General features: G+C 53.0%; 18 protein-coding genes. 2 read left to right on the plus strand and 16 right to left on the minus strand.

The window, feature by feature from the left end; all coding sequences use genetic code 11:
* Positions 1-22: 22 nt before the first annotated feature.
* The 12 genes from rpsJ to fkpA all read right to left on the minus strand — a co-directional run bounded on the left by rpsJ (position 23) and on the right by fkpA (position 9,190).
* Positions 23-334: a 30S ribosomal protein S10 gene (gene rpsJ / locus ACX9GU_RS25125; protein WP_001181005.1), complete on the minus strand. Its 312-nt coding sequence runs from the start codon at positions 332-334 to the stop codon at positions 23-25.
* Between the two features lie 449 nt (positions 335-783).
* Positions 784-1,263, minus strand: a complete 480-nt coding sequence (gene bfr, locus ACX9GU_RS25130) for a bacterioferritin (protein ID WP_024485621.1) — start codon at positions 1,261-1,263, stop codon at positions 784-786.
* A gap of 74 nt (positions 1,264-1,337) precedes the next feature.
* Complete coding sequence (gene bfd / locus ACX9GU_RS25135; RefSeq protein WP_025123458.1) at positions 1,338-1,532, minus strand: bacterioferritin-associated ferredoxin; 195 nt, start codon at positions 1,530-1,532, stop codon at positions 1,338-1,340.
* Positions 1,533-1,665: 133 nt separating this feature from the next.
* On the minus strand, positions 1,666-2,850 hold the full coding sequence (tuf, locus tag ACX9GU_RS25140) for an elongation factor Tu (protein ID WP_046808053.1): 1,185 nt from the start codon (positions 2,848-2,850) through the stop codon (positions 1,666-1,668).
* A 71-nt stretch (positions 2,851-2,921) separates the two neighbouring features.
* On the minus strand, positions 2,922-5,036 hold the full coding sequence (gene fusA / locus ACX9GU_RS25145) for an elongation factor G (protein ID WP_021181636.1): 2,115 nt from the start codon (positions 5,034-5,036) through the stop codon (positions 2,922-2,924).
* Positions 5,037-5,126: 90 nt separating this feature from the next.
* The gene (gene rpsG, locus ACX9GU_RS25150) at positions 5,127-5,597 is read right to left on the minus strand and encodes a 30S ribosomal protein S7 (RefSeq protein WP_021181637.1); all 471 of its coding nucleotides are present in this window, start codon (positions 5,595-5,597) and stop codon (positions 5,127-5,129) included.
* A gap of 91 nt (positions 5,598-5,688) precedes the next feature.
* Positions 5,689-6,063 (minus strand): 30S ribosomal protein S12, encoded by a 375-nt coding sequence (gene rpsL, locus ACX9GU_RS25155; RefSeq protein ID WP_021181638.1) that lies wholly within the window; start codon positions 6,061-6,063, stop codon positions 5,689-5,691.
* Positions 6,064-6,207: 144 nt separating this feature from the next.
* Complete coding sequence (tusB, locus tag ACX9GU_RS25160; protein ID WP_473193246.1) at positions 6,208-6,495, minus strand: sulfurtransferase complex subunit TusB; 288 nt, start codon at positions 6,493-6,495, stop codon at positions 6,208-6,210.
* A gap of 9 nt (positions 6,496-6,504) precedes the next feature.
* Positions 6,505-6,864, minus strand: a complete 360-nt coding sequence (tusC, locus tag ACX9GU_RS25165; protein ID WP_473193247.1) for a sulfurtransferase complex subunit TusC — start codon at positions 6,862-6,864, stop codon at positions 6,505-6,507.
* Positions 6,865-6,873: 9 nt separating this feature from the next.
* Entirely contained in the window at positions 6,874-7,263 is a 390-nt protein-coding gene (gene tusD, locus ACX9GU_RS25170) for a sulfurtransferase complex subunit TusD (RefSeq protein WP_071681292.1), read from the minus strand.
* A complete protein-coding gene (locus tag ACX9GU_RS25175) occupies positions 7,263-7,985 on the minus strand; it encodes a helix-turn-helix transcriptional regulator (protein WP_021181642.1) in 723 nt (240 codons plus the stop codon). The genes tusD and ACX9GU_RS25175 overlap by 1 nt, the downstream gene beginning before the upstream one ends.
* A 326-nt stretch (positions 7,986-8,311) precedes the next feature.
* The gene (gene fkpA, locus ACX9GU_RS25180) at positions 8,312-9,190 is read right to left on the minus strand and encodes an FKBP-type peptidyl-prolyl cis-trans isomerase (RefSeq protein ID WP_121608460.1); all 879 of its coding nucleotides are present in this window, start codon (positions 9,188-9,190) and stop codon (positions 8,312-8,314) included.
* 317 nt (positions 9,191-9,507) lie between these two features.
* Between fkpA and ACX9GU_RS25185 the strand changes: the two genes are divergently transcribed.
* A complete protein-coding gene (locus tag ACX9GU_RS25185; RefSeq protein WP_059199484.1) occupies positions 9,508-9,735 on the plus strand; it encodes a protein SlyX in 228 nt (75 codons plus the stop codon).
* A gap of 45 nt (positions 9,736-9,780) precedes the next feature.
* On the opposite strand, the gene slyD is transcribed toward ACX9GU_RS25185, so the two are convergent.
* The 4 genes from slyD to kefG form a co-directional block, all read right to left on the minus strand.
* On the minus strand, positions 9,781-10,368 hold the full coding sequence (gene slyD / locus ACX9GU_RS25190; RefSeq protein ID WP_021181645.1) for a peptidylprolyl isomerase: 588 nt from the start codon (positions 10,366-10,368) through the stop codon (positions 9,781-9,783).
* Between the two features lie 94 nt (positions 10,369-10,462).
* Complete coding sequence (locus ACX9GU_RS25195) at positions 10,463-10,666, minus strand: YheV family putative zinc ribbon protein (protein ID WP_037376686.1); 204 nt, start codon at positions 10,664-10,666, stop codon at positions 10,463-10,465.
* Positions 10,667-10,680: 14 nt separating this feature from the next.
* Positions 10,681-12,489 carry a glutathione-regulated potassium-efflux system protein KefB gene (gene kefB / locus ACX9GU_RS25200; RefSeq protein WP_473193248.1) on the minus strand — a complete coding sequence of 603 codons (1,809 nt, stop codon included), beginning with the start codon at positions 12,487-12,489 and terminating at the stop codon, positions 10,681-10,683.
* On the minus strand, positions 12,489-13,043 hold the full coding sequence (kefG, locus tag ACX9GU_RS25205) for a glutathione-regulated potassium-efflux system ancillary protein KefG (RefSeq protein ID WP_024482696.1): 555 nt from the start codon (positions 13,041-13,043) through the stop codon (positions 12,489-12,491). Before kefG ends, kefB begins: the two co-directional genes overlap by 1 nt.
* 134 nt (positions 13,044-13,177) lie before the next feature.
* Between kefG and ACX9GU_RS25210 the strand changes: the two genes are divergently transcribed.
* On the plus strand, positions 13,178-15,097 hold the full coding sequence (locus tag ACX9GU_RS25210; protein WP_473193249.1) for an ABC transporter ATP-binding protein: 1,920 nt from the start codon (positions 13,178-13,180) through the stop codon (positions 15,095-15,097).
* Positions 15,098-15,105: the final 8 nt, after the last annotated feature.

Below are 15,105 nucleotides of genomic sequence, written 5' to 3' on the forward strand. Positions count from 1 at the left end.
CTCTCAATCGTCAATGACCTGATTAACCCAGGCTGATCTGCACGTCTACACCGGCAGCCAGATCCAGACGCATCAGAGCATCAACGGTTTTCTCAGTTGGCTCAACGATGTCAACCAGACGCTTGTGAGTGCGGATCTCGTACTGATCACGCGCGTCTTTGTTGACGTGCGGGGAGATCAGAACGGTAAAGCGCTCTTTGCGAGTTGGCAGCGGGATCGGACCACGGACTTGCGCACCAGTGCGCTTGGCAGTCTCGACGATTTCCGCAGTTGATTGATCGATCAGACGATGATCAAACGCTTTCAGGCGGATACGGATTCTTTGGTTCTGCATGAGACCAGAGCTCCAATTATTTATAAACGTAAATAATTACTCCTCACACCCATTTCGATTGATGGGGGAGTGTAATCGTCAACATATAACCCCCATATCGGGAGTATTGTTCGAAGGGCAAAACGTTCCTGCCAATCGACTGATTCGCTAAAATCAGGCTTACCAAGATTAGGTAAGCCCGCGCATTATACGCAAACCAGGGCCGTTTGCAAGCCGCGGATGGAAATATGCTCAACATGGAGGGATTTTATGGGTTTAGCGGTTTTTTCCCCTCACCCCAACCCTCTCCCAAAGGGCGAGGGGGCCGATCGGCGCTGTTGTCAGGTCGAGGTGTTAGTCTGTAATGGGGGGATATCGAAGGCGTACACCGTAATTAAGTTGTGGCACGTACAGTCCCCTCTCCCTGTGGGAGAGGGTTAGGGTGAGGGGGCAATTTGGAAGTGGCAGGATCAGTCTTTGCGTTCCAGCACTTGCGCCTGGCAATAGTTTTGGATGCCAAGCCGCTCAATCAAGCTCAGCTCAGTCTCCAACCAGTCGATATGCCCTTCCTCATCGGCCAAAATCTCTTTCATCAGATCGCGGCTGACGTAATCATGGATAGAGTCGGCATAGGCGATACCTTCCCGCAGGTTCTTGGCACCGTCCAGCTCCAGGGCCAAATCGGACCTCAGCATCTCTTCGACATCTTCGCCGATATTCAGCTTGCCGAGATCTTGCAGGTTCGGTAACCCTTCAAGGAACAGAATACGCTCGATGTAGCGATCGGCATGTTTCATCTCATCGATCGACTCGTGATATTCCTTCTCGTTGAGACGCATCAGGCCCCAATTTTTGAACATACGCGCGTGCAGGAAGTATTGATTGATGGCAACCAGCTCGTTACCGAGCAGCTTGTTGAGGTGAGCAATGATCTTTTTATCGCCTTTCATAGGTAAATCCTCCTGGGCAGTTCTAAAAGTGTAGAAGCTGCGGGCCAAGAGTCAAAAAATAACCCTACTATTTATTAGGCGACTTCGTGCATAGGGATCAGGGTTGCCCGTTCCTCCACCATAATTTGCCTTGCCTGACGAATGCATTTACCGCAGTCGGTTCCAATCGGCACCAGCTCACGCAGTTGCTTCATGGTATGGGGATTGTGTTGACGCACTGCCTTACGGATAGCTTTGTCAGACACAGCATTACACAGACATACGTACATAGAGAGACTCACTTCTTAACCGATGCAGTAAGTCTAAATAAGAATCGTTTTTATTTCAATTAAGATTGGTAAAAAATTGTATAAAAAAAGGGCACCGAAGTGCCCTCTTTTAGTGCTTATAAATTATTCGCGATTAAGCGATAACTTTAGCAACAACGCCCGCACCTACAGTACGGCCGCCTTCACGGATTGCGAAACGCAAGCCTTGGTCCATAGCGATTGGGTGGATCAGGGTAACAACCATGTTCACGTTATCGCCTGGCATTACCATCTCTACGCCTTCTGGCAGTTCGATGGTACCGGTCACGTCAGTTGTACGGAAGTAGAACTGTGGACGGTAGCCTTTGAAGAATGGAGTATGACGACCACCTTCTTCTTTGCTCAAGATATACACTTCTGAATCGAACTGAGTGTGTGGCTTGATTGAACCTGGTTTAGCCAGTACCTGACCACGTTCGATGTCTTCACGCTTGATACCACGCAGCAGAACACCAACGTTCTCACCAGCACGGCCTTCGTCCAGCAGTTTGCGGAACATTTCAACGCCAGTACAGGTAGACTTAACGGTGTCTTTGATACCAACGATTTCAACTTCTTCGCCAACTTTAACGATACCGCGCTCAACACGACCGGTAACTACGGTACCACGACCGGAGATGGAGAATACGTCTTCGATTGGCAGCAGGAACGGCTGATCGATAGCACGCTCTGGTTCTGGGATGTAAGAATCCAGGTGACCGGCCAGCTCGATGATTTTAGCTTCCCACTCAGCTTCGCCTTCCAGTGCTTTCAGCGCTGAACCACGAACAACCGGCAGGTCATCACCAGGGAAGTCATAAGCAGACAGAAGTTCACGAACTTCCATTTCTACCAGTTCCAGCAGCTCTTCATCATCAACCATGTCGCATTTGTTCATGAATACGATGATGTAAGGAACGCCAACCTGACGACCCAGCAGGATGTGCTCACGAGTCTGAGGCATAGGGCCATCAGTCGCAGCTACAACCAGGATAGCGCCGTCCATCTGAGCAGCACCGGTGATCATGTTTTTCACGTAGTCGGCGTGCCCTGGGCAGTCAACGTGCGCGTAGTGACGAGTCGGGGTGTCATATTCAACGTGAGAAGTGTTGATGGTGATACCACGAGCTTTTTCTTCTGGCGCGTTATCGATCTGGTCGAAAGCACGTGCAGAACCACCGTAGGTTTTAGCCAGAACGGTAGTGATTGCAGCAGTCAGGGTAGTTTTACCGTGGTCAACGTGGCCGATAGTACCAACGTTAACGTGCGGTTTGGAACGTTCAAATTTTTCTTTAGACACGGCTATATTCCTTAACTCTTTTGCTCCCCCCTCATGGAGGGAGCACTGATCAATGTGTTAAACCCGAAAGCTTATTTACCACGGGCTTCAATAACGGCCTGAGCGACGTTGTTCGGCGCATCATCGTACTTCAGGAACTCCATGGAGTAAGAAGCACGGCCTTTGGTCAGAGAACGCAGTTGAGTTGCGTATCCAAACATCTCGGACAACGGAACTTCAGCGTGAATCTGAACGCCAGTAGCGTTGGATTCCTGACCTTTCAGTTGACCACGACGACGGCTAAGGTCACCGATGACGTCACCAGTGTTCTCTTCCGGCGTTTCAACTTCAACCTTCATGATAGGCTCAAGCAAAACAGGTTTTGCTTTCTTAAAGCCATCTTTAAAGGCGATAGACGCGGCCAGTTTAAACGCCAATTCGGAGGAGTCAACATCGTGGAAAGAACCGAAATGCAGACGCACACCGAGATCAACTACCGGATAACCGGCCAGTGGACCAGACTTAAGTTGCTCCTGGAGGCCTTTATCAATGGCAGGGATGTATTCCGTTGGGATCACACCGCCTTTAATGTCATTGATGAACTCGTAGCCTTTCGGATTTGAGCCCGGCTCCAGTGGGTACATGTCGATAACAACATGACCATACTGACCACGACCACCAGACTGCTTGGCGTGTTTACCTTCGATGTCAGTAACTTTCGCGCGAATCGCTTCACGGTAAGCAACCTGTGGTTTACCCACGTTTGCTTCAACGTTAAATTCACGACGCATACGGTCAACCAGGATATCCAGGTGAAGTTCACCCATACCTGCGATGATGGTCTGACCTGATTCTTCGTCAGTCCATACGCGGAATGATGGGTCTTCCTTCGCCAGACGGCCCAGAGCCAGACCCATTTTTTCCTGGTCAGCTTTGGTTTTTGGTTCTACCGCTACGGAGATTACCGGCTCTGGGAACTCCATACGCTCAAGAATGATCGGGCTAGCAGGATCACACAGCGTATCACCGGTAGTGACGTCTTTCAGACCGATTGCCGCAGCGATGTCGCCTGCACGAACTTCTTTAATCTCTTCACGCTTGTTAGCGTGCATCTGAACGATACGGCCCAGACGCTCACGCGCGGCCTTAACGGAGTTCAGAACTGTGTCACCGGAGTTAACAACGCCAGAGTACACACGGAAGAACGTCAGGTTACCCACGAATGGGTCGGTAGCGATTTTGAACGCCAGTGCAGAGAACGGCTCTGAGTCGTCAGAATGACGCACAGCCGGGGTATCTTTACCGTCGTCCAGAATACCGTTGATAGCTTCAACGTCATTTGGTGCTGGCAGGTATTCGATAACCGCATCCAGCATTGCCTGTACGCCTTTGTTTTTAAAGGCAGAACCACAGGTTACCAGAATCACTTCGTTGTTCAGCACGCGCTGACGCAGAGCTTTCTTGATTTCTTCCTCGGTCAGCTCTTCGCCGCCCAAGTATTTGTCCATCAGCTCATCTGAGGCTTCAGCAGCAGACTCAACCAGATTCTGGTGCCATTCAGCAGCCAGTTCTTGCATGTCAGCTGGGATCTCTTCGTATTCGAAGGTCACGCCTGCATCAGCTTCGTTCCAGTTGATGGCTTTCATTTTCACCAGGTCAACAACACCGGTGAATTTCTCTTCTGCGCCAATTGCCAGCTGCAATGGAACCGGGTTTGCGCCCAGACGAGATTTAAGCTGACCAACAACTTTCAGGAAGTTGGCACCCATACGGTCCATTTTGTTAACGAACGCGATGCGTGGCACTTTGTATTTGTTAGCCTGACGCCATACGGTTTCAGACTGTGGCTGAACACCACCAACAGCACAGTAAACCATTACCGCGCCATCAAGCACACGCATGGAACGTTCTACTTCGATGGTGAAGTCAACGTGCCCTGGGGTGTCGATGATGTTTACACGGTGCGGCTCAAACTGCTTGGCCATACCAGACCAGAAAGCAGTTGTCGCTGCAGAAGTAATGGTAATACCACGCTCCTGCTCTTGTTCCATCCAGTCCATGGTGGCGGCGCCGTCATGAACTTCACCGATTTTGTGGTTTACACCGGTGTAGAACAGGATACGTTCGGTAGTTGTGGTCTTACCGGCGTCGATGTGAGCACTGATACCGATATTACGGTAGCGCTCAATGGGTGTTGTACGAGCCATTTGATTCCTCTATTGCCTTAGGCGGTTCGGTGAAACCAAGCAGGTTGGCTTCTTGAAGCGCCCACTTGGTTAGCAAAACTACTGCATGGATTACCAGCGGTAGTGGGCGAACGCCTTGTTGGCTTCTGCCATACGGTGAACGTCTTCACGCTTCTTAACAGCAGAACCTTTGTTCTCTGCTGCATCAGACAGTTCGTTCGCCAGGCGCAGAGCCATGGATTTATCACCACGTTTACGAGCGGCATCAACGATCCAACGCATTGCCAGGGCATTACGACGAACCGGACGAACTTCAACTGGTACCTGGTAAGTAGAACCACCAACGCGGCGAGACTTAACTTCTACAGTCGGGCGCACGTTGTCGAGAGCGACTTCGAAAGCTTCCAGGTGACCTTTACCAGAACGCTGAGCCAGGGTCTCCAGCGCGGTATAGACGATTGCTTCTGCAGTAGATTTCTTACCATCTACCATCAGAATGTTTACAAATTTAGCCAACAGCTCGGATCCGAACTTAGGATCTGGCAGGATTTTACGTTGGCCTATTACGCGACGACGTGGCATGGAAATACTCCGTTGAAAATTTCAGGATTGTCCAAAACTCTACGAGTTTATTTTGACATTAAAATGTTTGGCCTTACTTAACGGAGAACCATTAAGCCTTTGGCTTCTTCACGCCGTACTTGGAACGAGCTTGCTTACGGTCTTTAACGCCGGAGCAGTCAAGTGCACCACGAACGGTGTGGTAACGCACACCTGGCAAGTCTTTAACACGACCGCCACGGATCAGGATTACGGAGTGTTCCTGCAGGTTGTGGCCTTCGCCACCGATGTAAGAACTCACTTCGAAACCGTTAGTCAAACGCACACGGCAAACTTTACGCAGTGCGGAGTTTGGTTTTTTCGGGGTGGTGGTATATACGCGAGTACATACACCACGTTTCTGCGGGCAGGCTTCCAGCGCTGGAACGTTGCTTTTAGCAGCCTTCACAGAGCGTGGTTTGCGAACCAGCTGATTAATCGTAGTCATTAAAAAAAGCTCCTGGGTTTTGCTTCGTTTTTTGCTTCGTAAACATGTGATAAATCCCCCGTATGCACTTTTGGCACAGTACGAGGACGCAGAATTTTATGGCTGACTGGTAGAGGTGTCAAGAAATATACAACATCACCCGCATTACCATGCCATTTGGCTGTGGTGTTTCTCGGTTAACACAACGAAGTCAGTATAACCGATCAGCGTGATTCTGGGTGAAAAATGAACAGACAGGCCTCTGGCTTCCAGATCGTCCTGCAGCGCATAAAGGGATATGGGGGCATTGAGCAATAAATCAAGGCTGGCGCTACCGGCCAAGCCGGCCAGTACGCCGTCTTGCAACAACAACAGAGCATCACCTTCTCTGGTGAGCCTTAACAACGCGGGCAGGTCGCAACGGGTTGGGGAATGGCTGAGGGTATACAGCATCAAAGTATCCTAGAAAGTCATGACCACATCGTAAGTGGCCAGTTTCTGGCGCAGAGTATCTGGCGGCAGAGTTTCGGCCTTCAGCACCCAGTCAGTGACCTGTTGCAGGCCGCGCTCCTGGATGGCCGTTGCGCAGAGATAGCAGTTTTCAACGTCATACAGCGGCAATACGCCAAAGGTGGCGATGTAATTGCGGCCCAGGATCTTTTCGGGTTGTTGGCCCGGCAGCAGTTGCAACACGCCATCGCCGACAAAAAATACGCCGATATCCTCGCTCAGTGCCGACGTCGCCAGTACCGCATCCAGCCCTTCTCTGCCAGCCGCACTGCCATGTGGACCTTGGGTAAATACAAACGCAACTCGCTTCATTCTGCTCACTTAAAACTGTACCAGGCGATCGTTGCTCAGCGCCGCTTCTGCCAATGAGCCCAAACCGCTGAGGGTAAACCCCGGCTGCAGGTTGGCAGCCACCAACGCCAGCTGTGCGGCTTCTTGCTCATCGGTCACGCCACGGCGCAAAGCTGCCGCCACACAGACATTGAGCTCCACGCCATGTTGCTGCGCCATAGCCACCCATGCCCGCACCAGATCGAATTCATCGCTGGCCGGAGAGGTCAGTTGGTTGGCATTCAGCACCCCTTCACGATAGAAAAAGACGCTGGTAATACGGTGGCCTGCCGCCAACAGGGCCTGGGCGAATTGCCAGGCGCTGCTTGCTTGCTGAGTACCATAAGCCGGGCCGGTGACCAATAGGCAGTAGTTAAGCATCAGCGCTCATTGCCCAGCAAATCGCCACTCTTGAACTGGCGGATATACAGGTAGACGGTATGCTTGGAGATATTCAGACGATCGGCAACCTGATTGATCGCGTCTTTGATGTCAAAAATGCCTTTCTCGTACAGGTTGAGTACGATCTGGCGATTTTTGGCGTTATTGGACACGTTGCGATCGGCATTCACCTCTTCGATGGTGAACTCCAACGTCTGCGCCACCAGATCGTCAACCGAGGAGGCAAAGTTGACTGAGGAAGCCACCTCCTGCGTTTCCGGCGGCATAAAGGTCTGGATGATCTGCGAGAACGGCACATCGAGGTTCATGTTGATACACAGCAGACCGATCACCCGCTGTTCGCGATTGCGGATGGCAATCGTCACCGACTTCATTAACACGCCACTTTTGGCCCGGGTGAAATAGGCTTTGGAGACGCTGCTGTCATCGCCCGCCATATCGTGCAGCATACGCAGTGCCAGATCGGTGATCGGCGAACCGATTTTACGCCCGGTGTGTTCACCATTGGCGATACGCACGGCGGAGCATTTCAGATCCTCCAGGGAGTGCAGCACGATTTCGCAGTGCCCGCCAATCAGCATCGCCAGCCCATCGACCACGGCTTCATACGACTTCAGGATTTCATGGTCCGTCTGACTAAACGGACGCTCATTCAGCAAATCAAGTTCGCTGGCTTCGCTGGATAAAAGCGAATTTGACATCGAAGATACCACCTACATAGATCGCCTGTGCCAGGGGACGCAACTAAAACGGCTCGTGCAGGAGACAATCGCTGCCGGGAGCAGTTTTAGGTACACGCCCTAAGGGGCAGGCGCATGATTCATAAGTTCAGACCCAGAGTCTAGCAAAACGGTCAGATGCTGGTTCTTACATTTGCGCGTGATATTGACGTTAAGCCCGATGCCCGGCAGGCGTCAAGCGATCAGTAAAGACAGGGAGTAAAGTTGCAGGATATTTTGCATTCTGGGTAGCGCAGAAATGAAAACCGCCGCGAAGGACATTCGCGGCGGTTGGGAAAATCTCAGACTTATTTGGCTTTAGCGTCTGCAGCAGCTTCGTCAGCCGCTTTTTCTGTTTTGTCGTCAGCCTTGGCTGCCGGTTTCACATCCAGCAGTTCAACATCAAACACCAACGTGGAGTTGGCAGGGATCCCTGGAACGCCATTTTTACCGTAGGCCAGTGCCGGTGGGATAACCAGTTTGATCTTGCCGCCTTTCTTGATGTGCTTCAGGCCTTCGGTCCAGCCTGGGATCACGCCGTCCAGACGGAATGACAATGGCTCGCCGCGATCGTAAGAGTTGTCAAACACGGTGCCGTCGGTCAGGGTACCTTTGTAGTTTACTACTACGGTATCGCTGTCTTTCGGTGCTTCACCGGTCCCTTCTTTCTCTACTTTGTACAGCAGACCAGATTCGGTTTTCTTCGCGCCTTTTTCTTTGGCGAAGGTTTCAGCGTATTTAACGCCTTTCGCTTCGTTTTCTTTCGCGTCCTGCTCCATCTTCGCCTGAGCGGAAGCCTTCACGCGAACTTCAAAACCTTGCAGGGTTTTTTCGATGTCAGAGTCATTCAGCTTGCTCTGCTTGGCAAACGCGTCCTTAACAGCCCCGAGCATCACGTCTTTGTCCAGCTTGATGCCCAGCTTTTCCTGTTCATCCAGCGAGTTTTCCATGTAGCGGCCGAGTTGAACACCCAGTGCGTAAGCAACCTGCTCATCGTCATTCTTGAACTTGCCAGTGCTTGGTGCTTCAGCAGGTTTAGCCGCTTCAGCAGCAGGCGCAACCTCACCGGTAGTGGTAACGGTGGCTGCATCAGCAGGTTTGGCCGCATCGGCTGCCATAACTTGGGTCGCATTCAGAGCAAGAGCCATAGTGGTTGCCAGAAGCGTGACTTTAAACAAAGATTTCATCCATTTCTCCAGTGTCTGAAGCGGTGCCTCAAACCATCATTAAGTAAGTTAACCGGGCTACTATAGCTGCCTGAAACAAAACAAAACAGTCACACAGGTAACCAATCGAGTCAAGATGTGACCTCATATTGGTAGCAAAGTTCAAGAAAAATAATTATCGCATTGATAATTAACATTTTTATTTGACGACCTTGCGAGTTGAATTGCCCGTCTTGCGGTAGTGAAAAACCGCTTGCCGAAATTGGCAGGCACAAAGCCAAGCGCTACTGATAACATAGTGCCAGAATCCCGGATTTAACAGTGCCAGAGGTAATATCATGCACGAGAAAAACTACGACAGCCTGCTGCAGCGGTTGGAAGAGATGGAAAGCCGCCAGGCCTTTCAGGAAGTGACGATTGAGGAACTCAATCAAACCGTGGTACAGCATCAGCTTGAAATGCTGAAGATACAAGAACATCTGCGGCTGCTGACCGACAAACTGCGCGCCAGCCAACCTTCGATGATCGCCTCGCAGTCGGAAGAGACACCTCCCCCGCATTACTAAAAAAGGCCGCCGAAGCGACCTTTTGTTGCAGTTACAGCACCAGGATTAGTGGCAGCCGCAACCACCGTTGCCACCACAGCCGCCTTTCTTGCCGTGGTCATGATCGTGGTCGTGATCGTGGCCATGACCGCCGCAGCAGCCGTCACCGTGTTCATGGTGATGATCGTGCTCACCGTGAACGTGGCCGTGGGCCAGTTCTTCTTCGGTCGCTTCACGGAGCGCCACAACTTCTACGTGGAAGTTCAGGTCTTGGCCAGCCAGCATGTGGTTACCATCAACCACTACGTGGTCACCATCAACTTCGGTGATTTCAACCGGAACCGGGCCCTGATCGGTATCAGCCAGGAAGCGCATACCTACCTGCAGTTCATCAACGCCCATAAAGACGTCTTTAGGAACGCGCTGCACCAGGTTTTCATCGTAGTTGCCGTAAGCTTCGTTAGCGGCGACATGAACGTCGAAACGATCACCAGCTTCGTGACCTTCGAGTGCTTTTTCCAGACCTGCGATCAGAGAGCCATGCCCGTGCAGATAGTCCAACGGTGCACTCACCGGAGACTCATCAACCAAAACACCGTCTTCTGTACGTACTTGGTAAGCCAGGCTGACCACCAAGTCTTTTGTTACTTTCATGATATCTCCTACCGTTGGAAACTAAATCGGTGGAGATTGTAGCGGAAATCTCCAGCGCTGTACCCTTCAGCATAAAAAATCACGGCAGATAACGCTACTCCGGATGAAAAATACCGATCACCTGCTCCTGCGGGCGAACGTGTTTTTCCACCTGTTGCTCGGTCTGGCGCTGATGGTGGCCACACTTGACGCACTCCACCACTTCAACCTGGTCTTCACGCCAAACCGCCAGCGTATCCATAGCGTTACAGCTTGGGCAAACCGCCCCGGCGATAAATCTTTTACGTGTTGCAGACATCATTGTGCTCCGAATTATTCGTATTCATCCCAGCCGTCGAACTGCCGTTTTTCTTTTTGCATTTCACGGTGGAAAAGTTCTTCCAGCTCGCGCCGGGCTTCTTTCACGCGGGAAATCTGGGCCACGTCCCCCAGATGCGGTGGCATCAGTTCACGCAGCATGCGCATATCCAGACGGCGAAAATGCTGCTGAGCGCGATAAGCCTGATGCGGGTGCATCCCCAACTCCGTTAACGCCTTGCGCCCTAGCTCCAGGGCGCTGGAGAAGGTTTCACGACTAAACTGTTTTACACCAGCCTGCAACAACTCGTGCGCCTCCACACGTCCCCGCGCCCGCGCCAAAATGGACAGGTTGGGGAAGTGCTGCTGGCACAGATGGACGATGGCCATGGTATCTTCCGGCTCATTACAGGTAATGACGATAGATTTGGCCTTTGCCGCACCGGCTGCCCGCAGCAGCTCCAGCTCCGTGGCATCTCCGTAGTAAACCTTGTAACCGTATCGGCGCAATACGCCAACCGCGCTAACGTCCCGCTCAAGCACGGTGATACGCATCTTGTTAGCCATCAGTAAGCGGCCTATTACCTGCCCGAAGCGGCCGAAACCGACGATTATCACCTGCGGATCGTCGTCTGCCACGTAGGGCGCCTCTTCATCCTCATCTTTGGCGTTATAGCGGCGGGCCAGAATACGATCGATAATCTGCATCAGCAGCGGCGTGGTCATCATTGAGAGCGTCACCACGACCAGCAGCAAGGCCAGTTGATCGTCGTCGAAGATATGCTGCGTCGAAGCCGCCGAGAACAGCACGAAGGCAAACTCACCGCCTTGGCTCAGCACCCCGGAAAATTGCAGACGTACCGAGCGCCGCAGGCCAAAGATACGCGCCAGCGAGTACAACACACCCGATTTCACCGCCACCAGGATCACCACGCCAAGCAGTACTTCCAGCAGATGGGTATACAACACGCCCATATTCAGCGCCATGCCTACCGAGATGAAGAACAACCCGAGCAGCAGCCCTTTGAAAGGCTCAATGGCGATTTCCAGCTCATGGCGATATTCGCTCTCTGCCAGCAGCACCCCGGCGATAAAGGTCCCCAATGCCATCGACAGGCCAAGGGCATCCATGAACAGCGCTGCCCCCAGCACCACCAACAACGCGGCGGCCGTAAATATTTCACGTACCCCAGATGAGGCGATATAACGAAATAACGGGCGCAACAGGAAGCGGCCACCGATCAACATGCCGCCGAAGGCCGCGACCTTCATGGAGATTTCAGCCCAATCGTCGCTGGTTCCTGCGCCACCGGACAGGATCGGGATCAACGCCAACGCCGGGATCACCGCCATATCCTGGAACAGCAGCACCGAGAAGCCTAGCTGGCCCCCTTCGTTGCGGTTCATGCCCTTTTCACGCATCAGCTGCAACGCCATGGCCGTCGATGACATGGCCAGACCAATGCCGCCTATCACCGCCGCCTGCCAGGCAAAATGGCTGAAGTAAAGCAGCGCAGCAAGTACTGCCGCCGTAACCAATACCTGCCCGGCACCGACACCAAAGATCGAGCGACGCAGCTCCCACAGTTTGGCCGGGTTCAATTCCAGCCCGATGATAAACATCAGGAACACCACGCCCAACTCGGAGAAATGCAGAATTTCATCCACATCCCGGATGAATCCCAATCCCCACGGACCGATGGCGATACCGGCGATCAGATAGCCTAAAACGGCCCCGATCCCCAGACGGCGAGCGATCGGCACCGTCACCACCGCAGCAAACAGGAACAACAGTATGGCGGTTAATAGCGCGGAACCTTCCATCAGTGCCTCCCGGTGTGCGGTAAGGGGTTACGCAACCAATCACCATAGGCGCTGGCGTGGCTGCTCAGTACTTCCGGTTTCTGGCGGCGTGCCCAGTAGACGAGGATCGGCGTCAGCCAGTGCATATGGCACATGGCCGCGGTAAGCTCAAAAGGGCGCAGAATATCCTCGATCGGATACCGATTGTAACCGCCGGTGCGATAGGCGCCCTCCGGCTCCCCGGTGGTGATCACCGAACGCCAGTATTTGCCTGCCAGCGCATTGCCGCCCATCCCACTGGCAAAGCCACGGGACAGCACACGGTCCAGCCATTCTTTCAGCAAGGCCGGGCAGCTATAGGTATATAAGGGATGTTGGAAAACGATGACCTGATGGTCGCGCAGCAGCTGTTGTTCGTGATGGATATCAATAAAGAAATCCGGATAGTGCGCGTATAAATCGTGCACGGTGACATGTTCCAACTGCTGTGCCGGTTGTAACAAAACCCGGTTTGCTACCGAGTCCTGGGATTCCGGATGGGCATACAGCAGCAAAACCTTCGGCGGCTGTGACATCATTCCCCTCCAAAGCGTCGTCAGGGTGGCGGATTTCCGTTACCATGCAACGCAAAGACTAATAATAGGACGGCTAAGCGTCCTGTTAACGTAAACTCAATTCAATTTAACATACTCTGAACAAACGGCGCTTTATGATTGTTTTCTCCTCGCTACAAATCCGACGCGGCACCCGCGTCCTGTTGGACAACGCCACGGCGACGGTTAATCCAGGTCAGAAGGTCGGCCTGGTGGGTAAGAACGGCTGTGGGAAATCTACGCTGCTGGCCCTGCTGAAAGGTGAGATCGCCGCAGACGGTGGCAGCTACACCTTCCCGAACAACTGGGCGCTGGCCTGGGTGAATCAGGAAACACCGGCACTGGACGTGCCCGCCATTGAGTATGTTATCGATGGAGATCGGGAATTCCGCCAGTTGGAAGCCGAATTACAGGTGGCAAACGATAACAACGACGGCCACGCCATCGCCACGCTGCACGGTAAGCTCGATGCTCTGGATGCCTGGACTATCCGTTCCCGTGCCGCTAGCCTGTTGCACGGTTTAGGCTTTTCCAACGAACAGCTGCAAAGCCCGGTGCGCGCCTTCTCGGGCGGATGGCGTATGCGCCTCAACCTGGCGCAGGCTTTGGTTTGCCGTTCCGATCTGCTGTTGCTGGACGAACCCACCAACCACTTGGATTTGGACGCGGTGATCTGGCTGGAACGCTGGCTGAAAAGCTATCCGGGTACCCTGGTGCTGATTTCGCATGACCGTGATTTCCTCGACCCTATCGTCGACAAGATCCTGCACATCGAAAATGAGACCATCAACGAATATACCGGCAACTATTCCTCCTTCGAGCGCCAGCGCGTCACCAAACTGGCACAGCAGCAGTCACTGTATCAGAGCCAACAGGAAAAAGTGGCGCACCTGCAAAGCTATATTGACCGTTTCCGTGCTCAGGCCACCAAGGCCAAACAGGCACAGAGCCGCATCAAGATGCTGGAGCGGATGGAGCTGATTGCCCCGGCGCACGTCGATAACCCGTTCACGTTTAGCTTCCGCCAACCCGAAAGCCTGCCGAACCCATTGCTGCGGATGGAAAAAGTCAGCGCAGGCTATGGCGACAAAGTGATCTTGCAGTCAATCAAGCTCAACCTGGTGCCCGGTTCACGTATTGGCTTATTGGGGCGTAACGGCGCCGGTAAATCAACGCTGATCAAAATGCTGGCTGGCACGCTGGAGCCACTCAGCGGGGAGATCGGGCTGGCAAAGGGCATCAAACTGGGTTACTTCGCCCAGCATCAATTGGAGTTCCTGCGCGCAGATGAGTCGCCACTGCAGCATCTGAGCCGCATCGCCCCTCGCGTGTTAGAACAGCAGTTACGGGATTACCTTGGCGGCTTCGGCTTCCAGGGCGATAAGGTCACCGAAATCACCGAACGTTTCTCCGGCGGTGAAAAGGCACGGCTGGTGCTGGCGCTGATCGTCTGGCAGCGCCCTAACCTGCTGCTGCTCGATGAACCGACCAACCACCTGGATCTGGATATGCGCCAGGCGTTGACCGAAGCGCTGATCGATTTCGAAGGAGCATTGGTGGTGGTTTCGCACGACCGTCACCTGTTGCGTTCTACCACCGACGATCTGTATCTGGTGCACGATGGCCAGGTGGAGCAGTTCGAGGGCGATCTGGACGATTACCAACAGTGGCTTAGCGATCTGCAAAAGCAGCAGGCACAGCAGGATGCCGCACCTAAGCAGGATAACGGCAACAGCGCCCAGGCGCGTAAAGACCAAAAGCGCCGTGAAGCCGAATTCCGGACGCAAACCCAACCACTGCGTAAGCAGATCGCCAAGCTGGAACAACAGATGGATAAGCTGGGTGCAGAATTGGCCGCGGTGGAAGAACAGTTGGCAGACTCGGCGCTGTACGACATCAGCCGTAAAGCCGATCTGACCGCCTGCCTGCAAAAGCAAAGCCAGGCCAAGTCCGCTCTGGAAGAAACGGAAATGACCTGGCTGGATGCCCAGGAACAGCTGGAAACGCTGACCCAGGCATTTGACTCGGAGAGTTAATCATAGTT

This window comes from Serratia sp. K1WW1 (assembly GCF_055790865.1).